The sequence below is a fragment of the Massilia putida genome (assembly GCF_001941825.1).
GTDB lineage: Bacteria > Pseudomonadota > Gammaproteobacteria > Burkholderiales > Burkholderiaceae_D > Telluria > Telluria putida.
Window position 1 is genome coordinate 6,629,857 of record NZ_CP019038.1, and the last position, 26,386, is coordinate 6,656,242.

At 67.6% G+C, this 26,386-nt stretch carries 23 protein-coding genes; 10 read left to right on the plus strand and 13 right to left on the minus strand.

The window, feature by feature from the left end:
• The 3 genes from BVG12_RS31685 to BVG12_RS31695 form a co-directional block, all read right to left on the minus strand.
• On the minus strand, positions 1-948 hold the full coding sequence (locus tag BVG12_RS31685; protein WP_075795884.1) for an alpha-E domain-containing protein: 948 nt from the start codon (positions 946-948) through the stop codon (positions 1-3).
• On the minus strand, positions 948-2,363 hold the full coding sequence (locus BVG12_RS31690; RefSeq protein WP_075795885.1) for a circularly permuted type 2 ATP-grasp protein: 1,416 nt from the start codon (positions 2,361-2,363) through the stop codon (positions 948-950). Before BVG12_RS31690 ends, BVG12_RS31685 begins: the two co-directional genes overlap by 1 nt.
• Positions 2,364-2,500: 137 nt before the next feature.
• On the minus strand, positions 2,501-4,294 hold the full coding sequence (locus BVG12_RS31695) for a sensor histidine kinase (protein WP_169926852.1): 1,794 nt from the start codon (positions 4,292-4,294) through the stop codon (positions 2,501-2,503).
• A 202-nt stretch (positions 4,295-4,496) separates the two neighbouring features.
• On the opposite strand from BVG12_RS31695, the gene BVG12_RS31700 reads away from it, so the two are divergent.
• Positions 4,497-5,267: a hypothetical protein gene (locus BVG12_RS31700; RefSeq protein ID WP_075795887.1), complete on the plus strand. Its 771-nt coding sequence runs from the start codon at positions 4,497-4,499 to the stop codon at positions 5,265-5,267.
• A gap of 127 nt (positions 5,268-5,394) precedes the next feature.
• Positions 5,395-7,398, plus strand: a complete 2,004-nt coding sequence (locus BVG12_RS35735; RefSeq protein WP_075795888.1) for a methyl-accepting chemotaxis protein — start codon at positions 5,395-5,397, stop codon at positions 7,396-7,398.
• A 280-nt stretch (positions 7,399-7,678) separates the two neighbouring features.
• Here BVG12_RS35735 and BVG12_RS31710 read toward each other — a convergent pair whose 3' ends face one another.
• Genes BVG12_RS31710 through BVG12_RS31720 form a run of 3 tightly spaced genes read right to left on the minus strand, consistent with a single transcriptional unit; the run spans position 7,679 to position 11,461 of the window.
• Complete coding sequence (locus tag BVG12_RS31710) at positions 7,679-9,046, minus strand: MFS transporter (RefSeq protein ID WP_083685563.1); 1,368 nt, start codon at positions 9,044-9,046, stop codon at positions 7,679-7,681.
• Positions 9,033-10,073, minus strand: a complete 1,041-nt coding sequence (locus tag BVG12_RS31715; protein WP_083685565.1) for a glucokinase — start codon at positions 10,071-10,073, stop codon at positions 9,033-9,035. Before BVG12_RS31715 ends, BVG12_RS31710 begins: the two co-directional genes overlap by 14 nt.
• A gap of 50 nt (positions 10,074-10,123) precedes the next feature.
• A complete protein-coding gene (locus tag BVG12_RS31720; protein WP_075795890.1) occupies positions 10,124-11,461 on the minus strand; it encodes a GH1 family beta-glucosidase in 1,338 nt (445 codons plus the stop codon).
• Positions 11,462-11,645: 184 nt separating this feature from the next.
• Between BVG12_RS31720 and BVG12_RS31725 the strand changes: the two genes are divergently transcribed.
• Positions 11,646-12,665 (plus strand): LacI family DNA-binding transcriptional regulator, encoded by a 1,020-nt coding sequence (locus BVG12_RS31725; RefSeq protein ID WP_075795891.1) that lies wholly within the window; start codon positions 11,646-11,648, stop codon positions 12,663-12,665.
• A 59-nt stretch (positions 12,666-12,724) separates the two neighbouring features.
• Here BVG12_RS31725 and BVG12_RS31730 read toward each other — a convergent pair whose 3' ends face one another.
• Positions 12,725-13,471, minus strand: coding sequence for an SDR family oxidoreductase (locus BVG12_RS31730; protein WP_075795892.1), 747 nt, complete (start codon positions 13,469-13,471; stop codon positions 12,725-12,727).
• Between the two features lie 112 nt (positions 13,472-13,583).
• On the opposite strand from BVG12_RS31730, the gene BVG12_RS31735 reads away from it, so the two are divergent.
• The 6 genes from BVG12_RS31735 (at position 13,584) to BVG12_RS31760 (ending at position 19,495) form a co-directional block, all read left to right on the plus strand.
• Positions 13,584-14,507 carry a LysR family transcriptional regulator gene (locus tag BVG12_RS31735; RefSeq protein WP_075795893.1) on the plus strand — a complete coding sequence of 308 codons (924 nt, stop codon included), beginning with the start codon at positions 13,584-13,586 and terminating at the stop codon, positions 14,505-14,507.
• A 97-nt stretch (positions 14,508-14,604) separates the two neighbouring features.
• Positions 14,605-16,284, plus strand: coding sequence for an alkaline phosphatase family protein (locus tag BVG12_RS31740; protein WP_075795894.1), 1,680 nt, complete (start codon positions 14,605-14,607; stop codon positions 16,282-16,284).
• A 95-nt stretch (positions 16,285-16,379) separates the two neighbouring features.
• Positions 16,380-17,831: a Ppx/GppA phosphatase family protein gene (locus BVG12_RS31745; protein ID WP_075795895.1), complete on the plus strand. Its 1,452-nt coding sequence runs from the start codon at positions 16,380-16,382 to the stop codon at positions 17,829-17,831.
• A 112-nt stretch (positions 17,832-17,943) separates the two neighbouring features.
• Entirely contained in the window at positions 17,944-18,390 is a 447-nt protein-coding gene (locus BVG12_RS31750; RefSeq protein ID WP_075795896.1) for a nuclear transport factor 2 family protein, read from the plus strand.
• A gap of 41 nt (positions 18,391-18,431) precedes the next feature.
• On the plus strand, positions 18,432-19,025 hold the full coding sequence (locus BVG12_RS31755) for a GNAT family N-acetyltransferase (protein ID WP_075795897.1): 594 nt from the start codon (positions 18,432-18,434) through the stop codon (positions 19,023-19,025).
• A complete protein-coding gene (locus BVG12_RS31760; protein ID WP_083685567.1) occupies positions 19,022-19,495 on the plus strand; it encodes a RidA family protein in 474 nt (157 codons plus the stop codon). The genes BVG12_RS31755 and BVG12_RS31760 overlap by 4 nt, the downstream gene beginning before the upstream one ends.
• Here the strand turns inward: BVG12_RS31760 and BVG12_RS31765 are convergent, their stop codons facing one another.
• Positions 19,496-20,287: an AraC family transcriptional regulator gene (locus tag BVG12_RS31765; protein WP_075795898.1), complete on the minus strand. Its 792-nt coding sequence runs from the start codon at positions 20,285-20,287 to the stop codon at positions 19,496-19,498.
• An 85-nt stretch (positions 20,288-20,372) separates the two neighbouring features.
• Here BVG12_RS31765 and BVG12_RS31770 point away from each other — a divergent pair, with 85 nt between their 5' ends.
• Entirely contained in the window at positions 20,373-21,587 is a 1,215-nt protein-coding gene (locus tag BVG12_RS31770) for an MFS transporter (protein WP_075795899.1), read from the plus strand.
• Positions 21,588-21,601: 14 nt separating this feature from the next.
• Here the strand turns inward: BVG12_RS31770 and BVG12_RS31775 are convergent, their stop codons facing one another.
• The 5 genes from BVG12_RS31775 to BVG12_RS34380 all read right to left on the minus strand — a co-directional run bounded on the left by BVG12_RS31775 (position 21,602) and on the right by BVG12_RS34380 (position 26,345).
• Positions 21,602-22,039, minus strand: coding sequence for a GNAT family N-acetyltransferase (locus tag BVG12_RS31775; RefSeq protein ID WP_075795900.1), 438 nt, complete (start codon positions 22,037-22,039; stop codon positions 21,602-21,604).
• Between the two features lie 175 nt (positions 22,040-22,214).
• Positions 22,215-22,688, minus strand: a complete 474-nt coding sequence (locus BVG12_RS31780) for a SixA phosphatase family protein (protein ID WP_075795901.1) — start codon at positions 22,686-22,688, stop codon at positions 22,215-22,217.
• A complete protein-coding gene (ppk1, locus tag BVG12_RS31785; RefSeq protein WP_075795902.1) occupies positions 22,654-24,813 on the minus strand; it encodes a polyphosphate kinase 1 in 2,160 nt (719 codons plus the stop codon). The genes BVG12_RS31780 and ppk1 overlap by 35 nt, the downstream gene beginning before the upstream one ends.
• A 141-nt stretch (positions 24,814-24,954) precedes the next feature.
• Positions 24,955-25,827 (minus strand): AraC family transcriptional regulator, encoded by an 873-nt coding sequence (locus BVG12_RS31790; protein WP_083685569.1) that lies wholly within the window; start codon positions 25,825-25,827, stop codon positions 24,955-24,957.
• Positions 25,824-26,345 (minus strand): ATP-binding protein, encoded by a 522-nt coding sequence (locus tag BVG12_RS34380; protein WP_370662821.1) that lies wholly within the window; start codon positions 26,343-26,345, stop codon positions 25,824-25,826. The genes BVG12_RS31790 and BVG12_RS34380 overlap by 4 nt, the downstream gene beginning before the upstream one ends.
• Positions 26,346-26,386: the final 41 nt, after the last annotated feature.

Here is a 26,386-nt window from a genome sequence, read left to right on the forward strand (position 1 = left end):
TCAGGCTCCCAGCGGAACGAGGAAATCGCGGCTGATGCCATTGCCCAGCGCGTAGATGTTTTCCATGAACTTGCCGAGCGTCTCGTCCATGCCGGCGGCCAGCACGTCCTCGATGCGCGCGAACTGCAGCTCGGCGTGCATCTTGCCCGCCAGCCGTTCGGTGCCGGCGGAGACGTCGTTGCGCACGGCTTTCAGGTTCGCGACCACCTGCTGCATGCAGGCGAGCAGGGAGCGCGGCATGTCGGCGCGCAGCATCAGCAGTTCCGCCACGCGCGCCGGCGTGATCGAATCGCGGTAGACCTTGCGGTAGATTTCGAAGCCCGCCACGGAGCGCAGCAGCGCCGCCCAGTAGTAGAACTCGCGCTGCGTGAGCACGTCGTGCGTGGCGCCGGCGCCCGCGCCGTGGTACTTCACGTCCAGCAGGCGCGCCGTGTTGTCCGCCCGCTCCAGGAAGGCGCCGAGGCGGATGAACACGAGGGCCTCGTCGTCCAGCATGGTGCCGAGCGTGACGCCGCGGGCCAGGTGGCAGCGGTGCTTGACCCAGTCGAAGAACTCGCCGGGGTCGGCGTCGAGGCTCACGCGCAGGCGGTCGCGCAATTCGATCCAGGTGGCGTTCTGCGTTTCCCACACCTCCGTCGTGAGCACGCCGCGCACGGCCCGCGCATTCTCGCGCGCGGCCGTGAGGCACGACACGATCGACGACGGATTCGCCGGGTCGCACACCATGAACGCGAGCACGTTCTTCGCGTCGAGCGTGCCGTACGTGGCGTCGAACGCATCCTGCAGCTCGGAGATGCCGAGCATGGCCCGCCAGGCCTGCTCGGTGTCGACGGCGGACTGCGGCAGCATCGACGTTTGCATGGCCACGTCGAGCATGCGCGCCGTGTTCTCGGCGCGTTCGGTGTAGCGTGCCATCCAGTACAAGTGGTCTGCGGTGCGGCTCAGCATCATTCCTCCAGTATCCAGGTGTCCTTGGTACCGCCGCCCTGCGACGAATTCACCACCAGCGATCCCTCGCGCAGCGCCACGCGGGTGAGGCCTCCCGGGACCATGGCGATGGTCTTGCCCGACAGGACGAACGGGCGCAGGTCGATGTGGCGCGGCGCGATGCCGCTCTCGACATAGGTCGGACAGGCCGACAGGGCCAGCGTCGGCTGGGCGATGTAGCCGTCCGGGCGCGCGACGAGGCGGCGTCGGAAGTCCTCGATCTCCTGCTTTGACGCCGCGGGGCCGATCAGCATGCCGTAGCCGCCGGCGCCATGCACCTCCTTCACGACGAGCTGGTCGAGGTGCGCGAGCGTGTACGACAGGTCTTCCGGCCGCCGGCATTGCCAGGTCGGGACGTTGTTCAGGCGCGGTTCTTCCGACAGGTAGAAGCGGATCATGTCCGGCACGTACGGGTAGATCGATTTGTCGTCGGCGACGCCCGTGCCGATCGCGTTCGCCAGCGTCACCCGGCCCGCGCGGTACACGGACAAGAGGCCGGGCACCCCGAGCGTGGAATCGGCGCGGAAGGCGAGGGGATCGAGGTAGTCGTCGTCCAGCCGCCGGTAGATGACGTCCACGCGGCGCGGCCCGCGGATGGTGCGCATGTAGACCGCGTTCGCATCGACGAACAGGTCCTTGCCCTCGACCAGTTCGACGCCCATCTGCTGGGCGAGGAAGGCATGCTCGAAGTAGGCGGAGTTGTGCATCCCCGGCGTCATGACGACGATGGTCGGATCGAGCACGCCCGCCGGCGCGACGGAACGCAGGTTCTCCAGCAGCATGTCGGGATAGTGCTCGACCGGCGCGATCCGGTGGCGGGCGAACAGTTCGGGGAACAGGCGCATCATCATCTTGCGGTCTTCGAGCATGTACGACACGCCCGACGGCACGCGCAGGTTGTCTTCGAGGACGTAGAACTCGCCCGCGCCGGCGCGCACGATGTCCACGCCCGCGATGTGCGCGTAGATGTCGGACGCGACGCTGATGCCCTGCATCTCGGGGCGGTACTGGGCGTTCTGGTAGATCTGCTGCGCGGGGATGATGCCGGCCCGGACGATGTTCTGTTCATGGTAGATGTCGTGCACGAACATGTTCAGCGCCTGCACGCGCTGCGCGAGGCCCGCCTGCAGCGCCGCCCACTCGTGCGCGGGGATGATGCGCGGGATCGTGTCGAAGGGGATCAGCCGCTCCGTGCCGGCGCCGTCGCCATACACGGCAAAGGTGATGCCGACGCGGCGGAACGTGAGGTCCGCCTCGGCGCGCTTGCGTTCGATCCGTTCGGGGGGCTGGTGCCGCAGCCAGGCGTCGAATGCGCGGTAGTGTTCGCGTACGGCGCCCGAGTCGCCTGCCGTCATCTCGTTGAAAAAGTGATTCATGGCCGCCTTCCGTGAGTGTCGACAAGGAAGACGTATCAAGAAACGTGCCAGAGAAATCCGGGGCGAAACGCCCCCTCGTGGTGCGGCGGCGGCTTGACCGTCGCCTTCGCGGGCAAGGGCCTCCTCGACCTGACGGGTCAGGCCACCGGCGGCGCATCCACGGGCGCGCTGGCCGGCGCCGCGATCTGGCGCGGCCGTTGCAGGCACAGGCGGAACACCGTGCCGGCGGGCGCCGGTTCGACGCCGATCGTGCCGCCGAGCCGCTCGACCCCTTTTTTCACGATCGCGAGGCCGATGCCCGTGCCCTGGCCCGCGTCGCCGCCGTGCAGGCGTCCGAACACGTCGAACACGCGCTCGCGCTTGTCCTCGGGGATGCCGACGCCGTTGTCCGCGATGCGCACGTGGACCGCGTCGCCGTCCACGCGCCCGTCGATGCGGATGTGGGGCGCCACGCCAGGCGCCACGAACTTGAGCGCGTTGCCGATCAGGTTGTCGAAGACCTGCACGAGGACGGCTTCGTGCCCGAGCACGGCGGGCAGCGGCGACGCGCACTCGATCCGCGCACCGCTGGCGCCGATCTCCGTGTCCATGTCGCCCAGCGCGAGCTGCACGACGCGGTCCAGTTCGACGTTCTGCAGGCGCAGTTCGGTGCGCGACAGCTGGCTGTAGGCCAGCAGGTCGGTCACGCGCCGGTCCATGTGCCGGCTGACGGCAAGGATGCGGCGCACGGACCGGGTAGCCGTCTCGCTCAGCGCGCCGGCCTCGCCTGCCAGCAGCGCCGCCGCATCGCGTTGCAGGTCGCGCAGCGGCGAGCGCAGGTCGTGCGCGATCGTATGGGCGAAGGCGCGCAATTCCATATTGGCCTGGGCGAGTTGTTCCGTGCGATCCCGGATGCGGTCTTCGAGCAACTGGTTGGCGTCGCGGAGGTCGCGCTGCGCCCGTTTCAAGTCCGTCACGTCGAGCATGCTGATCACGGCGCCATGGACCTGATCGTGGACGACGAGCGGCTGGCAGTTGAGCAGCCAGGTGCGCATCCGCTCCGGTTGTCCCGGGCCGCTGCCGGCGATCGGGACGGCGGCCACGGCCCGCTTGTCGCGCAGCGCCGCCCGCAACGCCGCGGCCAGCGCGTCGTCGTCGGCGCTCGAGCGCGCGATGCGGAACACGGTCGTCAGCAACTGGCCCCGCGCGTGCGCCTCGTCGCAGCCCAGCAGCTGTTCCGCCACGCGGTTCATGAAGCGGACGTGGCCGGAGATGTCGACGGCGATCACGGCTTCGCCGAGGCTGCGCAGCGTGGTATCGAGATTCGCCCGTTCGGAGGCAAGGAAGGCGGCGTCGCGGCGCGCCATCGCGCGCACGAAGAACAGCAGGGCGACCGCCAGCACGGACACGGTGCCGGCGGCCCCGATGGTCCGGGCGCGGTCGGCGGCGACGGTCGCGTCGCGCAGCGCGAGCAGGCGTTCTTCCTCGCGCTGCAACGCGGCGATCCGGGCCGCGATGGTCTGGCGCAGCGCCCGCTCGTCCTCCCGGCTGGGATACGGTGCCTTGCGCCCCAGGCCCGTGCGCAGGCTGCGGATGTACTCGTCGAGCACGGGGCGCAGGTCGTCCAGCGTCTTTTGCTGGACGGGATTGTCCGCGGTCAGCCGTGTCAGCAGCCGGACTTCTTCCGGCAGGGCCGTCAGCCGCGCCTGGAAATCGGCGTCGTCGCGGCGGTTGTAGTCCAGCCGCAGCGATTTTTGCAGCGCGTCGGCCTCGTTGATCAGGCTTTGGGCGCCCTGCACGTGCTGCAGCACTTCGCGCGTGTGATTGACCCAGCGCCACGACGCGGCCGTGCGCTGGATGCCGACGGCCAGCGTGGAAATGCCCACGAGCAGCACTAGAATGCTGATGGCCGCTGCAATATTGACGTACCGATGTGTTCTCTGAATGATCATAGAACGGTTCGTGCCCCGCGTTCGCCGGCTCATGCCCGCGGGCAATCGTGACGTTGTTGGGCTTCCTTTGTATTCATTCTACCTGCATGGGAGGGCTTGCCAAAATACGGTCTCATCCCGTGCGGCGTGCCGGCACGCGCGCGCACTACAATCGCGCACTACAATCGTATATAACCACCGAGGTAAACCACAGTTTCAAGCCATGGGCACTTCAGTCATCAACAGGATGCCGATCCGGGATGCGCGGCTGGTCGACGCCGACCGGCGCAGTACCGGGGAGCAGTTGCGCCCAGACACCGTCCTGTGGCGCTATCTCGATGCGGCGAAGCTGTTCGATTTCTTCGAGAATTCCACGCTGTTCTTTTGCCGCGCCGACCACTTCAGCGACAAGTTCGAGGGCGCGTTCACGCCGTCGCTGCGCACGCAGATCAGCGACGCGCATGCCCGCGGCGAGATCGATTACGACTACGAACAGTTCAAGCGGCGGATGCGCGAGTCCGTGTTCATCAATTGCTGGCACCGCAACCAGGACGACAGCGCCGCCATGTGGGCGTTGTACGGCAAGTCCGAATGCGCCGTGGCGCTGACGTCGACCGTCGGCCAGCTGGCGGCCACCGTGGCCGACATCGCCGAGCACAAGATCTCGATCGCGCGCGTGGAATACGTCAAGCACTGGAGCGACCCGAAACTGGACGTGTCGCCCGACTACACGCGCATCTTCGCGTACAAGACCAAGGCCTACGAATACGAAAAGGAGGTGCGGGTGATCATCGACCGCACCCGCGACGCGCCCGCGCCCGGCCTGCGCCAGCCCGGCATCGTCGTGCCGATCGACGCCGGCCGGCTACTGCGCAGCATCGTGATCGCCCCCGACGCGCCGCCGTGGTTCGAGAACCTCGTGCGCCAGTCGGCGCAGCGCTACGGCATCCGCGCGCCGGTGCGGCGCTCGAGGCTGGCCACCGATCCGATCTGACGCCACGGCCGATTTGTCGCATCTGCGCCGAATCGCACCGATTTGCATTGCATTTCCCGTCTGCTGTATTTATTGTTTCCTTGCGGATACAATATTGCGTCCTCAAAATTTGCAGCAAGGAAACATCATGGGCTTACAACGTCGCCTCGAGCAATTGCTGCTCTGGCAAAAATTCACTATTTTGAGCGTCGTCGGTATCATCGTCGCCGCCATCCCGGCCACCCTGTACCTGAAAGACACCAGCGCGGCGCTCGATGCCCTGAGGCTCGAAGCCGCGGCGCGCACGCCGGTGGCCACGGTCCTCGCGACCATCCAGACGACGCAGCAGCATCGCGGGCTGGCGGCGCTGGTGGTCGGCGGCATTGCCGAGGCGATCCCCAAGCGGGAGGCGAAGCAGCGCGAGGTGGACGCCAACTACGCGGCCATGGCGGCCATCGTCGCCGACCTCCACGATCCGCGCATCGACCAGGCCTGGGCCGACGCTAAACGCGATTGGGAAACGCTGCGCGGGCGCGTCGCCGCGGGCACGATCACGGTGCCCGAGAGCTATGAGGGGCACACCGCCCTGGTGTCCAAGCTGCTGGACGTCGAGGACCAGGTGGCCGATCACTTTGGCCTGAACCTCGATCCGGACGTCGATTCCTACCAGCTGATCCAGGCCATCGATTACCAGTTGCCTTATCTGTCGGAGGAACTCGGCAAGATGCGCGCCAAGGGCGCCGGCCTGTTGGCCATGAAGAGCGTCACGCCGGAAGACCGGTTGGCGCTGTCCGCGATCGTGGCGCGGGTCGCCGACCGCCTGCACCAGACCACGAGCCAGTTCGACAAGGCCGCGCGCGCCAATCCCGCGCTGACCGCGCCGCTGGAAGACCTGACGCGCGACGTGCGCGAGCAGGCGCAGCAGACCATGAAGCTGGCCATGGAGCAGATCGTGAAGGCGGACACGCTCACGTTCTCCGGATCGGAGTACGTCAAGCGCACGACCGCGGCGATCGATACCCAATACACGTTCGCGGGCAAGGCCACGGAGCAGTTCAACGCCTTGCTCGATGCCCGCATCGGCACGCTCGAGCGCACCCGGCTGGGCATGCTCGCCGCCGTCGCCGCGCTGTTCGCGTTCGGCGGCCTGATGCTCGCCATGATCGCCCGCTCCGTGACCCAGCCGTTGAACAATGCCGTCGAGATCGCGGAACGCGTCGCCGCCAGCGACCTCACGACCGACATCGCCGCCGCCGGCCGCAACGAGACGGCGCGGCTGCTGGCGTCGCTGGGGCGCATGAACGACAACCTGCGCGGGATCGTGCGCGAAGTCCGGGTGAGCGTCGACACCATCGGCGCCGCCGCCGGCGATATCGCGAGCGGCAACGCGGACCTGTCGACGCGCACGGAGTCGCAGGCATCGAGCCTGCAGGAGACGGCGGCGTCGATGGAAGAGATCACGTCCACCGTCAAGCAGAACGCCGAGAATGCCGCCCAGGCCAACGAGGTGGCGAGCCAGGCGTCGCTCGTGGCGCGGCGCGGCGGCCAGGTGGTGACCGACGTGGTGGCGACCATGGAAGCGATCAACGAGAGCGCCCGCAAGATCGTCGACATTATCGCCGTCATCGACGGCATCGCCTTCCAGACCAACATCCTCGCGCTGAATGCCGCGGTGGAAGCGGCGCGGGCGGGCGAACAGGGACGCGGATTCGCGGTCGTCGCCGGCGAGGTGCGCACGCTTGCCCAGCGCAGCGCGGCGGCGGCCAAGGAGATCAAGCAGCTGATCGGCGAAAGCGTCGGGCGCATCGAGGCCGGCAACCGCCTGGTGAGCCAGGCCGGCGCGTCGATGGACGACATCCTGGCCAGCGTGCAGCGTGTGTCCGGCATCGTGTCGGAGATCGTCGTGGCCTCGCGCGAGCAGGCGTCGGGCATCCATCAGGTCAACGACGTCATCACCCACCTGGACGACACCACCCAGCAGAACTCGGCCCTCGTCGAGCAGGCCGCGGCGGCGGCGGCGAGCCTGGACGAGCAGGCGCGCAACCTGGCGCGCACGGTGAGTGTCTTCCGTACCGGCGACGACGGCACCGCGCCGCCCGAGGCGCCAGCGGCGCAGCGAAGGACGTCACCCGTCGCCAGGCTGGCCGCCTGAAACTTCGGGGTCAGAGCCCTGTTTGAAGCACGATCTTTAACGTAACTTCTTACGGGGCCGGTGCCGACGCGCGCCTCGACATGGTGAGAATATCGGCGCCGTGCGAAAACTTGTTGTGCATCCGGACATCGATCCGCATTGTGCTCTGACCCGAATCTCACGGCGGTGCCGCGACTGTCGCTGAATTCTTTGTGCTCGGAATAGTGATCAGAAAAGGGCTCTGACCCCGAATTTAAGAAACAGCCGGGCAGTGCCCGGCCGGAAGTCGACGGCCCGGGATTCAGGCCGCTCGGGGATTCACGTTCGCGTCGTTGGCGGCCGGGGCATGCTTGGCGCCGTCGCTGCCGGCGCCCATGCCGTCGTCGTGGTGGAACGGCGCGAACCAGGTGGCCAGGAACGATGGGATCGTGGCGATCATGACGGCGACGAAGTAGCTCACATAGCCCAGATACTCCTGCAGCAGGCCGCTGATCGTGCCCGTGACCATCATGCACAGTCCCATCAGGCCCGTGCCGAAGGCGTAGTGCGTCGTCGTGTACTTGCCCGGCGCGAGCTGCTGCATCAGGTAGATCATGTAGCCCACCGAGCCGAAACCGTAGAAGAACTTTTCGACGATGACGCCGGCCGCGATGGTCCACGCGTCCGTCGGCAGCGCGATGCTCATCGCGAGGAACGTCAGGTTCGGGATGTTGACGGCGCAGCACAGGATGAACAGCGTGCGTTTCAGGCCGCGCTTGGCGACGAACATGCCGCCGAGCAGGGAACCGACGAGCACCGCGATCAGGCCCCAGGTGCCGTAGATGATGCCCAGCTGTTCGTTCGACAGGCCGAGCCCTCCCTTCGCGGCCGAATCGACCATGAAGAACGGGCCGATCTTTTCCAGCATGCCGATGCTGACGCGGAACAGGAACGCGAAGGCGACCATCTTCCACACGTCGCGCTTCTGGAAGAAGGTGACGAACGAATCCCACAGGATGTGGCCCGCGCCGGATAGGCTCGTCGGCGTGTTTTCCGCGCGCGCGCCCTCGGGCATCACGCGCGCGTGCCAGGCGGCCATCAGCAGCACGACGGCGGCGACGATGAAGAAGATCACCCGCCACGCGTCCATCCATTCGGGCCCGAACACCTTCGGGTCGTGGTGGAACACCTCGGTGTGCAGGCGGCCGCTCAGGTAGACGAGGAAGCCGGAAGCGACGATCGGCCCGACGTTCCACGACAGGCTCTGCACGCCGCAGTACAGGGCCTGCGTGCGCGTGTCGAGCGACGTGACGTAGACGCCGTCGCTGGCGATGTCCTGCGTCGCGCCGATGAACGACATCAGGACGAACAGCGACAGCATCAGCACCATCCAGTTCGGCATGCTCATGGCCAGGCCCGCGCCGGCAAAGCCCAGGGCGATGAGCACCTGCATGCACAGCACGAAGAATTTCTTGGTGCGGTACATCTCGACGATCGGCGCGAACAGCGGCTTGGCCGTGTAGGCGAAGATCAGCATGCTCGAATAGGCGGCGGCGCGGCCGTTGTCCATGCCCAGATTCTTGAACATGATCGCGGTGACGCTCGTCAGCATGATGTAGCCGAGCGCCATCGTGAAGTAGCCGGTCGGCACCCACAGCAGCGGGTGGCTGATACGGTCAGGCGTGCGCATGCTGGGCCGTCGTGACGGAATCGATCGGGGCGCGCTGGCCGGCGGCGCGCGCGTCGACCAGTTGCTGGTCCAGCATGGCGGCGGCGCCGGCCAGTGCGGGGTAGGGCGCGTGGATCACGTACGCCGGGATCTGCTTGCAGAAGTTCGAAAAGCGGCCCTTGTTCTCGAAGCGGGCGCGGAACGACGACTTGGCGAAGAACCCGCCCAGCCGCGGCACGACGCCGCCGCCGATGTAGATGCCGCCGCGCGCGCACAGTGTCACGGCCACGTTCGCGGCCATCGTGCCGAGCGCGCCGCAGAAGATGTCCAGCACTTCCGTGCACAGCGCGTCGCCCGCGAGGCCGCGTTCGACGACCTGCGCCGGCGCAAGCGGCTCGCCTGCGACGCCGTCGATGGCGCACAGCGCCTCGTGGATGGTCGCGAGGCCCGGGCCCGAGATCAGGCGCTCGGCCGACACGTGGTCCCACTTGGTCCAGCAGTACGCGAGGATCGCCTGTTCGCGCGCATTCGACGGCGAGAAGGCCACGTGGCCGCCTTCGCTGGGCAACACGGTCCAGCGGCCGCCGGCCGGGATCACGCCGCCGACGCCGAGGCCCGTGCCCGCGCCCACGACGCCGATCACGGCGTCCGGATTGACCCGGGTGCCGCCGACCTGCTCGAGGTCCGCGTCGGCCAGGCCGGGCACGGACATCGACAGCGCCGCGAAGTCGTTCACGACGAGCAGCGTGTCCAGACCGAGGTCGCGGCGGACGCAATCGATCGAGAACTGCCAGTGGTGGTTGGTCATCTTGACGACATCGCCTTCGACCGGATTCGCGATCGCGATCACGGCGTGGCGCACTTCGCGCGCGGCGCCGGGGTGGCGCGCCAGGTAGGCGCGCACGGCGTCGGTGAACGTCGCGTGGGCGGCACAGGCCAGCGTCGCGATTTCTTCGATGCGGCCGGGGCCGCGCTGCAGGGCGAAGCGGGCGTTCGTGCCGCCGATGTCGGCCAGCAGGCGGGCGCCGCCGAAAAGTACATCATCCATGGTGTCCCTCATGTGTCCTCGGTCTCCTCGGGTTTTTGCCCGCGTCGGTATCAGGCTGCGCGCAGCGCGTCGCGCTGGCCGGCGATGAAATCGCGGTACCAGAGGGCGCTCGCCTTGGGCGTCCGCTGCTGCGTGGCGTAGTCGACGTAGACGATGCCGAACCGCTTTTCATAGCCGGAATTCCATTCAAAATTGTCCATCAGGCTCCACAGGAAGTAACCGCGCACGTCGACGCCCGCGTCCAGCGCGGCCTTGAGGGCTTCCAGGTGGGTGCGCACGTACTCCAGGCGCTGGGTGTCGTTGACCTGCCCGTCCTCGACCTTGTCGACCGAGGCCATGCCGTTTTCCGTAATGTACACCGGCGGCAGGTCGGGGTACTCCTGTTTCAGCTGCACCAGCAGGTCCGTGAGGCCCTGCGGGTAGATTTCCCATCCCATGTCGGTGAAGCCCATGCCGCCCTCCGGCTTCTTCGGCGGGACTTCGGCGCTCAGCACTTCGCGGCGATAGTAGTTCACGCCGAGGAAGTCGAGCGGCTGCGCGATGACGTCGAAGTCGCCCGCGTGCACGATGGGCGCGTTCTCGCCGTGCGCTTCCAGCGACAGGGCGGGATAGCGGCGCTTGAAGATCGGGTCCATGAACCACGCGATGGAATTGGCCCATTCGAGCGCGGCCAGGCGGCGGTCCGCGTTGGTGTCCGTCGCCGGTTCCGCGGTCCACTGGTTCAGGACGATGCCGAGCATGCACGCCGGCTGCACGGCGCGCATCGCCTGCATGGCGAGGCCGTGCGACAGCAGCAGGTGGTGCGATACCTGGATCGCCTGTCTTTTATCGGCGACGCCGGGCGCGAACTGCCCGTTGCCGTAGCCGAGGTTCGCCGTGCACCACGGTTCGTTGTGCGTGGCGATGCTGGCCACGCGGTTGCCGTAGCGGCGCGCCACTTCGGCCGCGTAGTCGGCGAAGCGGTGCGCGGTGTCGCGCGACATCCAGCCCCCGATATCCTGCAGGCCCTGCGGCAGGTCCCAGTGGTACAAGGTGATGTGCGCGGCGATGCCTTTCTCGTCCAGCGCGTCCAAGAGGCGCGTGTAGAAATCGAAGCCCGCCTCGTTCCATGCGCCCATGCCGGTGGGCTGCACGCGGCTCCACGCCATCGAGAAGCGGTAGGCGTCCACGCCCAGCGACGCCATCAGCGCGACGTCGTCGCGATAGCGGTGGTAGTGGTCGCAGGCGACGTCGCCGTTGCTGCCGTCGATGATGTTGGCGGGATCGTGCGAGAACGTATCCCAGATCGAAGGGCCCTTGCTGTCGGCGTCAAAGGCGCCTTCGATCTGGAAGGCGCTGGTCGCGACGCCCCACGTGAAGTTGGAAGGAAATCGGATGGAGTCGGTCATGATGCTTCGGTTGTCGTTATCGGGTGAAACTTTTGAAATCGATTTCATCGTACATGCGCCCTTGCCCGGGTGTCAAATAGATTTTTTCCCTGCAACCGCCAAGCCACATGTCAAACCGGCATGTCCTGGTGTATATTCACGAGCTTCGCGGCAACCGCCGTGCAGAAGAAGCAGGCCGAAACGCATGAAAAAGGATCCCAGCAGCTCGCCGATGGTCACCGTCCACGAGGTCGCCCGTGTCGCGGGCGTGTCGGCGGCGACGGTTTCGCGCTTCCTGAACGGCACCGCCAAGGTGTCGGAGGAAAAGCGCCAGGCCATCGAAAGCGTCATCGAAAAGCTCAATTACAAGCCGAACGTGCTGGCCCAGAACCTCAAGATGGGCAGCTCGCGCACGATCGGCGTGCTGACGCAGTCGCTCGTGTCGGGCTATTTCGCCGACGCGATGGCGGGCATCGACGAGGCGCTGCAGGGCACGGGCTACGCGCCGCTGATCGTCTCCGGCCACTGGCATGCGGACGAGGAGGCCGAGCGCATCGAACTCCTCATCGCGCGGCGCGTGGATGGCCTCGTGATCCTGAGCGGTAAATTGAAGGATGCGCAGATCCTGAAACTGTCGCAGCGCGTGCCCATCGTCGCCTTCGGCCGCGACCTGGACGCGCCGCGCGCCTACGGCTTCTGCCTCGACAACTACTGGGGCGCGTGCGAGGCGGTGGGCCACCTGATCGCGCAGGGCCACCGCAACATCGCCTTCATCACCGGCCCGTCCGACCACCAGGACGCGCTGGCCCGCCTCGCCGGCTACCGCGACACGCTGGCCAAGCACGGCATCAAGGAACAGCAGCAGCTGATCGTGGAAGGCGACTTCGAGGAATCGAGCGGCCTCCTGGCCGTGGAGCGCCTGCTGGAATCGAAGCAGCGCTTCACCGCGATCTTCTGCGCCAACGACCTGACCGCGTATGGCGCGCGCCTGGCGCTGTACCGGCGCGGCATCCGCGTCCCGGAAGATATCTCCGTGATCGGCTTCGACGACCTGCACAGCTCCATGTACACGACGCCGCCGCTGACCACCGTGCGCCAGCCGTTGTTCGACGTCGGCAAGTGCCTCGGCCGTGCCATCATCAAGATGATCGGGCACGAGACGCTCGATATCGAGGTGCCGCAGCTGAACCTCGTCGTACGCGAGTCGGTCAAGCGCATCGACTGAAAACCGGGGTCAGAGCCCGATTTTGGGCAATTTCCAAAATCCGGGCTCTGACCCCGGTTTCAGGCCGCGAAACCGCCGTCCACGGCGAGATCCGCACCCGTCACGAAGCTCGCCTCCGGGCTCGCCAGCCACGCCACCATCGATGCGATCTCGCTCGGCCGGCCGTGGCGCGGCAGGGCCATGAAGGCATGCAGCGACTTGCCGAAGTCCGTGTCGGCCGGATTCATGTCCGTGTCGACGGGGCCCGGCAGCACGTTGTTGACGGTGATGCCGCGCGGGCCCAGGTCGCGTGCGAGACCCTTCACGAGGCCCGTCAGCGCCGATTTGCTCATCGCGTAGACGGCGGCGCCGGCGAACGGTACGCGGATCGCGTTGGTGCTGCCGATGTTGATGACGCGCCCGCCCTCCGGCAGGTGGCGCACGGCCGCCTGCGTGGCGGCGAACACGGCGCGCAGGTTGACGGCGACCGTCTTGTCGAAGTCCGCCAGCGCGAATTCCGTCACGTGGCCGCCGAGGAAGACGCCGGCGTTGTTGACGAGGATGTCCAGCCGGCCGAAGTTGGCGGCGGCGGCATCGATGGCGGCCGTCAACGCTTGCGGATCGGCCGCGTCGGCGCGCAGCGCCAGGGCGCGGCCGCCGGCGGCTTCGATGCGGCCCGCAAGCGCCTGGGCGGCGGCCTCCGACGATTGGTAGGTGAAGGCGACGGCCGCGCCTTCGTGCGCCAGGCGTTCGACGATGCCGGCGCCGATGCCGCGCGAACCGCCGGTGACGAAAGCGACTTTGTGTTCGAGATTCGTGGTTGCCATGGTGTTCTCCGTTCGGTTGGGGTGGTTGATGTGTGCAGTATTATTCCAACTCCCGGTTCAAACTAGCCGGCCGGATCGCATAAGACTTTCAACTGCGGGTTAAAGATCAGCCATGAACGATGCATTCGTCCACCTGGATTCCTTCATCTACAGTGCCGAGGACGGCGGCTTTTCCGCCGCGGCGCGCCGCCTCGGCCTGTCGCCCGCGGGCGTCAGCAAGAACGTGGGGCGGCTCGAGGCCAGCCTCGGCGTGCGCCTGTTCCGGCGCAGCACGCGCAAGCTGAGCCTCACGGAAGAGGGGGAACGGTTTCTGCGCGAGGTGGCCGAGCCGTGGCACCGCATCCAGGACGCGATGGTCGTCGTGCGCCAGGGCGCCGATCACGCGGCCGGGCCATTGAAAGTGGCGATGGCGCCGGCTGTCGGACGCATGCACTTCGTGCCGATGCTGGCGGAATTCCGCCGCCGCTATCCCGAGGTGCTGTGCGACCTGCACTTCGACAACCGCCAGGTCGACCTGATCGCGGAAGGGTTCGACGTGGCCATCGGCGGCGGCGTCGAGCTGCCGCAGGGCGTCGTCGCGCGCGAGCTGGCGCGCGTGCGCATCGTCCTCGCGGCATCGCCCGACTACCTGGCCAGGCATGGCACGCCGCGGCACCCCGACGACCTGGCCTTTCACGACGGCGTCGCGCGCCGGTCGATCCGCACCGGCCGGCTGCAGGTGCTCACCTTGCGCGACGACGCGGGCGGCGTGGCGCCGTACGAATGCCGGCCCGTGGCCGTGCTGGACGATCCGGAAGCGATGGCGCACGCGGCCGCGGCGGGCCTGGGCATCGCGCTGCTGCCGGCGCCGCACGCGGGGCCGTTGCTGGCGGACGGGCGGCTCGTGCGCATCCTGCCAAACTGGTATGCGGAAACGGGGCCGCTGTTCCTCTACTATTCGAGCCGGCGGCTGCTGCCCGCCAAGACGCGCGTGTTCGTCGATTTCGTCGTCGAGCGCTTCCGCGCACTGGGACTGGCCGCGCACTTCGCCGGCTGACGGCGCCGCACCGCGGCCACTGTCACGGAACTGACATTTACCCTTCATACAATGTACGATTCGCAATAACCAGCAACCCGACAGAAAGACCGCCCGCATGCGCCCCACCTGGCTGAAGACTTCGCTCACCCTGATCATGTGCGCCACCTTGTGGCTGCCCGGCCCGGCGTCCGCCGCGCAGACTGCCAAGCCGGCCGGCGTCGCCGCGCAGGTGAAAGCGCCGAAGCTGGTGGTCGTGATGGTCATCGACGGCCTGCCGTCCGAACAGGTGCAGCGCTACCGCGACCAGTTCGGCCCCGGCGGCCTGCGCCGCCTGCTGGAGCAGGGCGCGTCGTTCACGGATGCGCACCAGGCCCACGGCATCACGGTGACGGCCGTCGGCCACTCGGCCGTGCTGTCGGGCGCGTATCCGTACCGCCACGGCATCATCGGCAATAACTGGATCGCGTCGAACGGCCAGCAAGTCTATTGCACCGAGGACACCCGCTACCACTACATCGACGAAGAGACCGACACCCACGACGGCACGTCGCCCGCGAACCTGCGCGTGGACACGCTCGGCGACCAGCTGCGCTACGCGAGCGGCAACCGCAGCAAGGTCGTGACCGTCTCCGGCAAGGACCGCGGCGCCATCCTGCTCGCGGGCAAGACGGGCACCGCCTACATGTACATGGACAAGACGGGCGACTTCGCCAGCAGCACGTATTACATGGACAAGTATCCCGCCTGGGCCGGGCGCTTCCGCGCCGCGAAGCCGCAGGACCGCTACTACGCGAAGTCGTGGAAGCCGCTGCTGGACGACAAGGCCTATGCCGACGACGCCCCGTACCCGGAGGCGACCACGATCAACACGAACCGCTTCCCGTTCACGTTCTACAGCGACAGCGGCAAGCCGGCCGCCGACTACTACGGCCGGTTGAAAGCGAGCCCGGCCATCGACGAACTGACGCTGGAATTCGCCGAGGCCGCCGTCGACGGCGAACAGCTGGGCAGCAATCCGACGGGTGCCACGGACCTGCTGGGCATCAGCCTGTCCGGCCACGATTACGTGAACCATGCGTACGGCCCCGAAAGCCGCATGTCGCACGACCACCTGCAACAGATCGACCGGAAAATCGCGCAATTCTTCGCCTTCCTCGACAAGCGCGTCGGGATGGACAATGTCCTCGTCGTGCTGACGGCCGACCACGGTTTCGCCAACACGGCCGAGTTTTCGCGCAGCCAGCATGTGGACGCGCTGCGCGTCGATCCGAAGGCGTTGCTGGACAAACTCGACGGTGCGCTCGCGGAGCGTTTCGGCGGCGCCAAACTGGTCAAGACGTCGCTGTTGCCGGAGGTCTACCTCGACTACGCCGCCATCGAGCGCCGCGGCCTCGCCCGTGCCGACGTGGAAAACGCCGCCGCGCGTTTCCTGCTGACACAGCCGGGCATCTCGGAAGTGTTCACGCGTACGCAGCTGGAGCAGGGCATCGCCGCGACATCGCGCTTGGCCACGCTGATGCAGCGCGCCTGGAACCGCCAGCTGTCCGGCGATCTGCTCGTCGTGCCGACGCCGTACACGATCTTCTCCAGCGGCACGTCGGGCGCCAGCCACGGCACGCCGTGGCAGTACGACACGTCCGTGCCGCTGCTGATCATGGGCAAGCGCTGGATCCGTCCGGGCGAACAGGGCGGCTACACCGAAGTCGTGGACATCGCCCCGACGCTGGCCCAGATCCTGCACGTGCGCCGTCCGGCGGGCGCGGAAGGGCGCGTGCTGACGGAAGCGTTGCGTTGATGGTGCCGCAGGATCTTGCAGGAGGCGTAACGGGAGACGCGGTGGCCGCGGCGGCCGCTATACTGCCGTCAACGCCACTTCATCCGGGCCCATCCATGTACGCAGCAGTCGACCTCGGCTCCAATTCCTTCCGCCTCCACATCGGCGAGCCGATCGCGGGCCAGATCCACATCGTGCGCACGGCGCGCGACCCGATCCGCCTCGCGGCCGGCCTCGGCCCGGACAATGTCTTGAGCGAAGCCGCGGTGGAGACGGCCCTGCGCACCCTGCGCGATTTCAGCGCCATCCTGCGCCAGTTCCGGCTCGACGCCGTGCGCGTCGTCGCGACCAACACGATGCGTGTGGCCACCAATGCCGACGCCGTGCTGCCGCGCCTGGAAGAAGCGATCGGCTATCCCATCGAGATCATCTCCGGCGAGGAAGAAGGCCGCCTGATCTACATGGGGGTCGCGCGCGCGCTGGGCCGGCGCGCCGAGCGGCGGCTCGTGATCGACATCGGCGGCGGGTCGACGGAAGTCATCGCGGCGCATGGCGACGACATCCACATGGTCGAATCGTTCAGCATCGGCACGCATCCGCAGAGCGCCACATATTTCCACGGCGGCCACATCAGCCCGGACGCGTTCGAGACGGCCGTCAACGCGGCGCGCGCCCGCTTCGAGGACATGGCCGACCAATACCGCAAGCACGGCTGGGATGCCGTCTACGGGTCCTCCGGCACCATGCGCGCGATTAACGAAGTGATCTCGCGCAACCGCCTGGGCGACGGCACGATGTCGTTGACGAGCCTGCTGGCGCTGCGCGACAAGCTGATCGAATGCGGCCACGTCGACGCGTTCGACCTGCCGGGCGTGAAACGCGAACGCGTGATCGTGATGACGGGCGGCCTGTCCATCCTGATCGGCGTGATGCAGGAACTGGGCGTGTCCGCCATGACAGCGATTAACGCCGGCCTGCGCCTGGGGGTCTTGTCCGACCTCGAGCTGCGCGCCAACCGCCACGACCGCCGCGACCTGGCCATCCAGGACTGCATGCGCCGCTTCGGCGTCGACACCCAGCGCGCCGCGCGCACGGCGGCCATCGCGCGCAAGCTGTTCGACAAGCTGTCGCCGCAGGACGACGCCGTCGTCCACCACCTGCTGCGCAGCGCCATGCTGCACGAGATCGGGCAATCGATCTCGCACACGGGCGCGCACAAGCATGCCGCGTATATCGTCGAACATGCCGACATGCCCGGCTTCACGGCGCGCGAACAGCGTTTGATGAGCCTGATCGTCCTGGGCCAGAAGGGCAACCTGCGCAAGGTGCGCGAAGTGCTGGGCGTGCCCGACCTCGCCAAGGCCGTGCTGGCGCTGCGCCTCGCCGCCGTGTTCATGCATGCGCGCGTGGATGCCGACGTCGACGCCGTGCGCCTGCGCATGAAGGGCCGCATCGACATCGAGACGCCGCGCGGCTGGCTGCGCCAGCATCCGACCGTCGCCGCCTGGTTCGAAAAGGAAGCGGCCGCGTGGGATGACGTCGGGGTGCCGTTCAGCGTGACGACTTAGCCGGCGCGCTTGGTTGGCGCACTTAGTTGGCGCGCTTGCCCGCCCACCATTGCAATCCGCCTTGCGGAAGCGATACTGGAAGTCCGATCATCGAGCTTTCACGGAGGGGATCATGAACGAGCAAGCCAACATCAGCCTGCTCAAACAGGCGTACGACGCGTACGGCCAGGGCGACATCCAGCGCCTGCTCGGCATGCTCGCGCAGGACATCGACTGGGAACTGCCCGACATCGAGGGTGTCCCGTTCACCGGTAAGCGCCACGGCGTGGACCAGGTGGCCGACTTCTTCCGCATCCTGGCCGAGTGCCAGGAACCGCGCGAATTCAGGCCCGACCAATTCATCGCGCAAGGCGACCAGGTCGTCGTGCTCGGGCACGGCACGTTCGCCGTCAAGGCCACGGGCGCCGAATTCAGCAGCGACTGGTGCCACGTGTTCCGCGTGGTCGGCGGCAAGATCGCCGGCTTCAAGGAATACGACGATACCCATCAGGCCGCGCAGGCCTACCAGCCAAGGGGCATCGGCGCCGGCACGGCGGCGACGCAGCCGGCCGTCCATTAACGTTCTGCTATCATGGGAAGCCCGACTTTGTCCCGCTTCCCATGCAGCCCATTCCGCTCGACGGCCGCCACGTGCGGCTGGAACCGTTTGACGAGACGCTCCGCGACCCCGTCCGCGCCGCGCTCGATTGCGATGCCGACGCGTGGCGCCTGTTCGCGATCAACGGCCAAGGCGCCGGTTTCGACGGCTTCTGGCGCAGCCTGAACGGCCAGGTCGCGCAGGGCGGCTGGATCGCCTACGCCATCCGCCACCGCGCGACCGGCGCCATCGTCGGCACCACCAGCTTCCTCAACCTCAAGCCCTCGCGCCAGACCGTGGAAATCGGCGGCACGTTCATCCATCCGGATGCGCGGTCCACCCTGGTCAACGCGGAAGCGAAATACCTGATGCTGGCGCACGCCTTCGTCGGCGGCATGCGCCGCGTGGAGCTGCTGACGGACGCGCGCAACGTGCGCAGCCAGGCGGCCATCGCCAAGCTGGGCGCCGTCCGCGAAGGCGTGCTGCGGCGCGAACGCGTCACGTGGACCGGGCACGTGCGCGACAGCGTGCTGTTCGCCGTGACGGACCTCGACTGGCCCGACGTGCGGGCGCGGCTGGAGCGGCGCCTTAACGTCCACACACTGGAGACCTCATGAACGTCAAATCCTTGTCGTGCGCCGGCCTGCTGTCCGCCTGCGCGTTCGGTCCGGCGCACGGCCAGGAGATCCGCAAGGCGAATCCGCCGGCGGTCGCCAAACCGGTCGCCGCGTACAGCCACGTGGCGGAGGTCCCGGCCGGCACGCGCATGCTGTTCCTGGCGGGACAGGTGGGCAACCGCCCGGACGGTTCGCTGGCGGAATCCGTCGAAGACCAGGCCGTGCAGGCGCTGGAAAACATCCGCCTGATCCTCGCGGCGGAAGGGGCCGGGCCGCAGGACATCGTCAAGCTGACGTTTTATGTGGGCGTGAAGCCGGCGTCGCTCGCGAAGCTGAATGCCAAGCGCGCGGAGATGTTCGCCGGGACGGCGCCGCCGCCCAGCACGTGGGTCCAGGTGGCGGGGCTGGCCCGGCCCGAGTATCTCGTCGAGATCGAGGCGGTGGCGGCCGTGCCGGCGCGGAGGAAATAATCAGCGCTGCGCGAAAAACGCCGACGGTGAACAACCGAACGTCTTGCGGAACATGTGCGAAAAGGCCGACTGGCTCGTGTAACCCAGCTCCTCCGCCACGCGCGCGAGCGGCATGCCGCGCGCGATCAGCGGCGCCGCGTGCGCCAGCCGCACCTGCTGGCGCCACTGGCCGAAGCTCATCCCCAGCTCTTTTTCGAACAACCGCGCCAGTGTCCGCTCGGACGCGCCGACCTGGCGCGCCCAGTCCGCCAGCGTATGCGCGGCGCCCGGCTCGTCGAGCAGGCGCTCGCACAGGCTTTGCAGCCGTTTGTCGCGCGGCAGCGGCACGCGGATGGGGAGCGCGGGCGAGCGGGCCAGCTCGTCCAGCATCAATTCCGACAACAGGCTCGCGCGCGTCGACGCTTCGAGCTGTGGCAGCTGCTCCAGCGCGAGGATCAGTTCGCGCAGCAGGGTCGACACTTCCAGCACGCGGCAATCCTCGCCCGGGAACGGCGTGCGCGCGGCGTGGATGCGCACCGGGCGCAGCCGCACGGGTTCGAGCACCGTGACCTCGTGCACGACGCCGGGCGCCGTCCAGATCGCGCGCGACGGCGGCACGATCCAGCTGCTGCCGGCCGCGGTCAGGCGGATCACGCCCTCGCGCGCATACGTCAGCTGGCCGAACGTGTGCGTGTGCGGGGCCACGCTGTCGGCCGCCTCCAGGTCGCGCGCCGTCAGCGTGACGGGCCGCGCCGGCGTCGGATCGAAGCAGTCCGGGAAGGGTTGGGTATGGTGTACGACGGGAATGGGCATGTCCGGTTCTCGATAAAACTTGTCCTGCTATCGTAATTCAGCCGTGGTCGTTTTGCCTACACTGGCATTTTCCGCTGGAGTCAACATGTCCCGAGACACCACCCTGCGTGCCGATGCGCGCGTCATCGCCCTGGTCGGCCTGGCCCATGGCACGTCGCACTTTTACCACCTGATCCTGGCCGCGCTGTTTCCCTGGCTGAAGCCCGCGTTCGGCCTCAGCTATGCGGAACTGGGCCTGCTGCTGACGGCGTTCTTCGTCGTGTCCGGCGTCGGCCAGGCCATGGCCGGCTTCGTCGTCGACCGTGTCGGCGCGCGCAGCGTGCTGTTCTTCGGCATGACGATGCTGGGCGTATCGGCGCTCGTGCTGTCGGCGGCCGGCAGCTATCCGGCGTTGCTGGCCGGCGCGCTGCTGGCGGGCGTGGGCAACAGCATCTTCCACCCGGCCGACTACACGCTGCTCAACCAGCGCGTCTCGCGCGCCCGGCTGGCCCACGGCTTTTCCGTGCACGGCATCAGCGGCAATATCGGCTGGGCCGCGGCGCCGCTGTTCATGACGTCGGTCGCGGCGCTGTCCAGCTGGCGCACGGCGCTCGCGTGCGCCGCGATCCTGCCGTTCGCCGTGCTGGGCATCCTGTTCCTGAACCGCGCGCACCTGCGTCCGGAACCGAAGCCGGCCGCGCCGGCCGCCGCCGGGGAGGGCGCCGGCACGCTGTCGTTCCTGCGCCTCTCCGCCGTGTGGATGTGCTTCGCGTTCTTCTTCCTGACGGCGGTGTCGCTGGGCGGCATCCAGGCGTTCGCGTCGATCGGGCTGATGCAGCTGTACGGCATCTCGCGCGAGCTGGCGACGGGCTCGTACACCGCCTACATGCTGGCGTCGGCGGGCGGGATGCTGCTGGGCGGCTTCGTGGGCGCGGGGCGCCAGGACCACGACCGCACCGTCGCCATCGCTTTCGCCGTGGCCGCCGCGCTGGCTCTGCTGCTGGGCGCGGCCGTCGTGCCGGGCTGGCTGGCGCTGCCGCTGATGGCGCTCGTCGGCTTCTTCTCGGGCGTGGCCGGACCGTCGCGCGACCTGATGATCCGCGCGGCCGCGCCGACGAATGCGACCGGGCGGGTGTATGGCGTCGTCTATTCGGGGCTGGATTCCGGCCTGTCGGTGGGGCCGGCGCTGTTCGGGCTCGTGATGGACGCCGGGCATCCGGGGTGGCTGTTTGCCGGGATTGCGCTGTTCCAGGCGTTGGCCATCGTCACGGCGGTGGGTGTCGGCGGCGGGACGAGGAGTGCGCGGCTGCAGAATGCTTGAGGTTGCCCCGGGGCCTATTCGTCGCGATCCAGCATTTTGGTCAACGCATAGCGCGCACCGCCCGGCGGAAAATCGGCGATGCGGCTGACGACCTGGTAGCCGAGTTTTTCGTAAAAGGGGAGGGCCTGGAAACTGAGCGTTTCCAGGAACACGCGCGGGCAACGGCGTTCGCGCGCCTGGTCTTCCGCCTGGCGCATCAAACGTGTGCCGTAGCCTTTTCCACGCAAGGCTTCGGAGATCCACACGGCCTGTATCTGCAACCAGCCGAGATAGGTTGCGCCGACCAGGCCGCCGACGACGTTCCGCTCCCGGTCGCGGACGGTGATCACGAGGTAGTGCGGGGTGTCGCCACCGGCGTGCGAGGCATTGAATTCGGTGAGCGCCTTGACGATCGTGTTCACGTCGGCCGACTTGACGTCTGCTTGCACTTCGATCGGAAATTCATCGTGCATCAATGGCTCCTGGTTGTGCCGCGCAGCGCAAATGTGGTGGGGGAGGCACTTGGCAGAATAGCAGCTTTATGTGGCCACGTACATGTTCACAGCCGGCCTGCGCCTTGTCCGAGTTTGCAACTAATCGACAAGCACGCCAAAAAAAAGACCGGGGCCGAACCGGCCCCGCCCGCCATCACCGCAGCTTGCCCACGATATCCGGCCCGACGGCCAGCCTGACGAACGGCGCCGGATCGTCCTCGCCCTTGTTCGCGATCCAGAACACGCTGGCCTTGCGGATCTTCCAATCCTGCGCCGTCCCCGAAAAGATCAGCGACGCCACCTGACCGAGCAGCGGCTGATGCCCGACCACGACGACCGTGTGCTTGTTGTCCGGCCAGCCGGCCGCTTCCAGGATGCGTTCCGCCGTCGAATCCGTGTTCAGCGCTTCCACGGTCGTGAACTTGCGCCCCAGGGCCTCGGCCGTCTGCACGCAGCGCGCGGCCGGGCTGGACAGGATCCGGCAGTGCGCCGGCAGCTGGCGGTCGAGCCATGCGCCCACGCGCGAGGCGTGGCGCGCGCCCTTCGGCGTCAGTTCGCGCAACTGGTCGCCCTGGCGGTCGGGCACGTGCGGCTCAGCTTCGGCGTGGCGCCACAGGATCAGTTCCATGGTCATTCTCCTTGTTATGCGCATGGGCGGTGCTCTGCGCGCCCATCGAGTCCATCAGGAACTGCTGGGCGCTGAAGGCCGACTGGCTGCCGCGCGCCTTGCGGCGCTTGTAGCGGCCGTCGCTGCCCAGTTCCCAGGCGTTGACGTTGTCCTTCAAATAGACCTGCAGGCCCTCGCGCAGCACGCGTTTTTTCAGCGCGGGCGAGCGGATGGGGAATGCGACTTCGACCCGGCGGAACAGGTTGCGGTTCATCCAGTCCGCGCTGCCGAGGTAGATGTCGTTCTTGAGGTTGTTGCGGAAGTAGTAGACGCGCGTGTGTTCGAGGAAGCGGCCGACGACGGAGCGCACGCGGATGTTGTCCGACAGGCCCGGCACGCCGGGCCGCAGCGAGCACGCGCCGCGCACGATCAGGTCGATGCGCACGCCGTCCGCGGACGCTTCGTACAGCGCGCGGATGACGGATTCGTCGGTCAGCGAATTCATCTTGGCGATGATGCGCGCCGGCTTGCCTTCGCGCGCGATCGCCGCTTCCTGGCGGATCGCCTTCACGATTTCCTTTTGCAGCGAGAACGGCGCCAGCCACATCGCGGACAGCTGCGTCGGCCGTGTCATGCTGGTCAGGTGGATGAACACTTCGTTGACGTCGGCCGTGATCTCGTCGTCCGACGTGAGCAGGCCGAAGTCCGTGTAGAACCGGGCCGTCGTCGGGTTGTAGTTGCCGGTGCCGAGGTGGGCGTAGCGGCGCAGGCCGTCCGGTTCGCGGCGCAGCACGAGCGCCATCTTCGCGTGCGTCTTGAGTCCCACGACGCCGTACACGACCTGTGCGCCGGCTTCCTCCAGCCGCTCGGCCCAGTTGATGTTGGCCTCTTCGTCGAAGCGCGCCATCAGCTCGACGATGACGGTGACTTCCTTGCCGCGCAGCGCGGCGTTGATCAGGGAATCCATCAGCTCGGAATTCGAGCCGGCCCGGTAGATCGTCTGCTTGATCGCGACGACGTTCGGATCGGCCGCGGCGCAGCGCACGAAGTCGATCACGGGCTGGAACGACTGGTACGGATGGTGCAGCAGCACGTCCTGCTTGCGCAGCACGGAGAACGCGTCGTGCCCGCTCACGAGCTTGGCCGGGAAGCCCGGCACGTACGGCGTGAATTTCAGGTCCGGACGCGCATTGCTGTTGGCGATCTCCAGCAGGCGCCCCATGTTGACGGGGCCGTTGACGGTGAACAGGCGCGAGCGGTCGATCGAGAACTGGTCGAGCAGGAAATCGGACAAGTGCTTGGGGCAGCCGGCCGCCACTTCCAGCCGCACCGCGAAGCCGTAGTTGCGGCTATGGAGCTCGCTCTGCAGCGCCTGGCGCAGGTTCTTGACCTCTTCCTCGTCCACCCACAGGTCGCTGTTGCGGGTGACGCGGAACTGCGAGTACGACACGACCTCGCGTCCCGTGAACAGGTCCGCCATGTGGGCCTGGATGACGGAGGTCAGCAGGCAGTACGACGCCCCCGGCTTGTCCGACAGTTCGTCCGGCAGGCGGATCAGGCGCGGCAGCACGCGCGGCGCCTTCATGATCGCGATGGCGGTGCCGCGCCCGAACGCATCCTTGCCGGACAGTTCGATGATGAAGTTCAGGCTCTTGTTGATCACGCGCGGGAACGGGTGCGCGGGGTCGAGGCCGACCGGGGTGAGCAGCGGGCGCACTTCCTTGTCGAAGTACTGCTTGACCCACGCCTTCTGCGCCGCGTTGCGGTCCGAGCGGCGCAGCAGGTGGATGCCGTTGGCCGACAGCTGCGGCAGGATCTGGTCGTTCAGCAGCGTGTACTGGCGCGCGATGATCTGGCGGCATTCCTCGGCGGCGCCGTCCAGGTCGGCCTTGCCGGGGTCGGGCCCGTCGTGCGACTGGTGCTGCGCCAGCAGGGATGCGACGCGCACTTCGAAGAATTCGTCGAGGTTGCTCGACACGATGGTGAGGAAGCGCAGACGTTCGAGGAGGGGGACGGACGCATCCTCGGCCTGCTCGAGCACGCGGCGATTGAATTCGAGGAGCGACAGTTCGCGGTTGAGAAACAGGTGCGGGCTATCGGCCGGAAGCGTGGCCAGGGCCTCGTCCGTTTTCAACTTCATGTCCATTTTTCGGGAATATTTCACTCGTGGCAACAGAGTGTAGAAGCCGATTATGACAACATTGTGACAGAGAATCGTTTTTGAGGCCACGCAATGTCACGAATATGCATTGTGCATACGATTCCTGTCACAAACGGGGCCGGGGACTTACACCGCCGGCTCCCTTACCCGCCTGAGATCATCCCTCGGCGGCCTTCCGAACATACGGCTGTACTCGCGCGTAAACTGCGACGGGCTTTCATAGCCGACCTGGTAGGCCACGGCCGCCACGTCGCGGCTGCTGGCCGCGAGACGGGCGCGCGCCTCGTGCAGGCGGATCTGCTTCTGGTATTGCAAGGGGCTCAGCGACGTGAATTCCTTGAAGTGGCGGAACAGCGACGACGCGCTCATGCCGCTCACGGCTTCCAGCTGCTGGGTCGACACGGGTTCCGCGTAATGCTGCTGCAGCCAGCGGATCGCGCGGCCGATGCGCGACGCGCGGCTGTCGGCCAGGCCCACCTCGCGCAACATCGGGCCGTGCGGGCCGGAGAGCAGGCGCCACAGGATTTCCTTTTCCAGCAGCGGACGCAGGATCCGCACGTCGTCCGGATGGTCGAGCAGGGTGACGAGGCGCCCGACCGCGTCCAGCAGCTGGATCGACGCCGCATGCACGGCCATCGGCGCGGCGTCCTGCGGCGCCTCCGCTTCCGCCTCGACGATCAGGCCCGCGATCTCGGCCGGCCGCAAGGTGAGGGCGACGCCGAGATACGGCTCGTCGTCGCTGGCCTCGACGACCTGCCCCGTCGACGGCATCGAGAGCGACACGATCACGCAGTCGCCCGGGCCGTATTCGTAGGTGCGGCCGCCGATCGTGGAGCGCTTGCGGCCTTGCAGGATCAGGGCGAACATCGGCTCCTCGATGCCGCTCATCGGCGCGGTCGGCGCCGTGACGGCACGGACCCGCAGCCCGGGCACGATGCAATCCGGGCCGGTGCCGGCGTGGCGCATGGCGAGGTGTCTGAGATCGTGGAGGGTCATCATGGTGTCGTTCGCTGATAAGTAAGGCGCATGTCGTTACGCGACAATGATCGTAACATGATCGCCGCCGTCAAGACACATATGCATAGGCGAAAGGATGATGGCTGGCCCGCAGGGACGCCGCGTGCCGGCCGGCGCCACCACGGTTGCCGCGGCGGGCGCTCGTAGGCCTGGCCCGCCGGCACCGCGAGCGCGACGAGCGTGCCGCCGCCCGGCGCTTGGCCGATGTCGAGCTGTCCGCCGATCGCGGCCGCGCGCTCGCGCATGCCCGCGAGGCCCCAGTGGCCGGGGCCGGGCGCTTGCGTGATGCCGCGGCCGTCGTCGCGCACGCGCAGCTCGAACACCTGTTCGCCGAACGCCACTGCCAGCGTCACCCGGGCCGCGCGCGCGTGGCGGAACGCGGTTTGCAGCGCCTCGCGGGCGATGAAGCAGGCTTCCTGGGCGTGCCGGTGATGGTCATGACTGGTCCCTTCAGGTAAGTGGCTGAAAGCAGGAAGGGGAAGCCCTCCGGCCCCGGTCATTCTGCGCAGGGCCGCACCCGCGGTGTAGTCATACGAACGTA

Excerpts from the sequence above, each read along its gene's own strand:
- BVG12_RS31685 (WP_075795884.1), bottom strand. The coding sequence starts at position 948 with ATGCTGAGCCGCACCGCAGACCACTTGTACTGGATGGCACGCTACACC.
- BVG12_RS31690 (WP_075795885.1), bottom strand. The coding sequence starts at position 2,363 with ATGAATCACTTTTTCAACGAGATGACGGCAGGCGACTCGGGCGCCGTA.
- BVG12_RS31695 (WP_169926852.1), bottom strand. The coding sequence starts at position 4,294 with ATGATCATTCAGAGAACACATCGGTACGTCAATATTGCAGCGGCCATC.
- BVG12_RS31700 (WP_075795887.1), top strand. The coding sequence starts at position 4,497 with ATGGGCACTTCAGTCATCAACAGGATGCCGATCCGGGATGCGCGGCTG.
- BVG12_RS35735 (WP_075795888.1), top strand. The coding sequence starts at position 5,395 with ATGGGCTTACAACGTCGCCTCGAGCAATTGCTGCTCTGGCAAAAATTC.
- BVG12_RS31710 (WP_083685563.1), bottom strand. The coding sequence starts at position 9,046 with ATGCGCACGCCTGACCGTATCAGCCACCCGCTGCTGTGGGTGCCGACC.
- BVG12_RS31715 (WP_083685565.1), bottom strand. The coding sequence starts at position 10,073 with ATGGATGATGTACTTTTCGGCGGCGCCCGCCTGCTGGCCGACATCGGC.
- BVG12_RS31720 (WP_075795890.1), bottom strand. The coding sequence starts at position 11,461 with ATGACCGACTCCATCCGATTTCCTTCCAACTTCACGTGGGGCGTCGCG.
- BVG12_RS31725 (WP_075795891.1), top strand. The coding sequence starts at position 11,646 with ATGAAAAAGGATCCCAGCAGCTCGCCGATGGTCACCGTCCACGAGGTC.
- BVG12_RS31730 (WP_075795892.1), bottom strand. The coding sequence starts at position 13,471 with ATGGCAACCACGAATCTCGAACACAAAGTCGCTTTCGTCACCGGCGGT.
- BVG12_RS31735 (WP_075795893.1), top strand. The coding sequence starts at position 13,584 with ATGAACGATGCATTCGTCCACCTGGATTCCTTCATCTACAGTGCCGAG.
- BVG12_RS31740 (WP_075795894.1), top strand. The coding sequence starts at position 14,605 with ATGCGCCCCACCTGGCTGAAGACTTCGCTCACCCTGATCATGTGCGCC.
- BVG12_RS31745 (WP_075795895.1), top strand. The coding sequence starts at position 16,380 with ATGTACGCAGCAGTCGACCTCGGCTCCAATTCCTTCCGCCTCCACATC.
- BVG12_RS31750 (WP_075795896.1), top strand. The coding sequence starts at position 17,944 with ATGAACGAGCAAGCCAACATCAGCCTGCTCAAACAGGCGTACGACGCG.
- BVG12_RS31755 (WP_075795897.1), top strand. The coding sequence starts at position 18,432 with ATGCAGCCCATTCCGCTCGACGGCCGCCACGTGCGGCTGGAACCGTTT.
- BVG12_RS31760 (WP_083685567.1), top strand. The coding sequence starts at position 19,022 with ATGAACGTCAAATCCTTGTCGTGCGCCGGCCTGCTGTCCGCCTGCGCG.
- BVG12_RS31765 (WP_075795898.1), bottom strand. The coding sequence starts at position 20,287 with ATGCCCATTCCCGTCGTACACCATACCCAACCCTTCCCGGACTGCTTC.
- BVG12_RS31770 (WP_075795899.1), top strand. The coding sequence starts at position 20,373 with ATGTCCCGAGACACCACCCTGCGTGCCGATGCGCGCGTCATCGCCCTG.
- BVG12_RS31775 (WP_075795900.1), bottom strand. The coding sequence starts at position 22,039 with ATGCACGATGAATTTCCGATCGAAGTGCAAGCAGACGTCAAGTCGGCC.
- BVG12_RS31780 (WP_075795901.1), bottom strand. The coding sequence starts at position 22,688 with ATGGAACTGATCCTGTGGCGCCACGCCGAAGCTGAGCCGCACGTGCCC.
- ppk1 (WP_075795902.1), bottom strand. The coding sequence starts at position 24,813 with ATGGACATGAAGTTGAAAACGGACGAGGCCCTGGCCACGCTTCCGGCC.
- BVG12_RS31790 (WP_083685569.1), bottom strand. The coding sequence starts at position 25,827 with ATGATGACCCTCCACGATCTCAGACACCTCGCCATGCGCCACGCCGGC.
- BVG12_RS34380 (WP_370662821.1), bottom strand. The coding sequence starts at position 26,345 with ATGACCGGGGCCGGAGGGCTTCCCCTTCCTGCTTTCAGCCACTTACCT.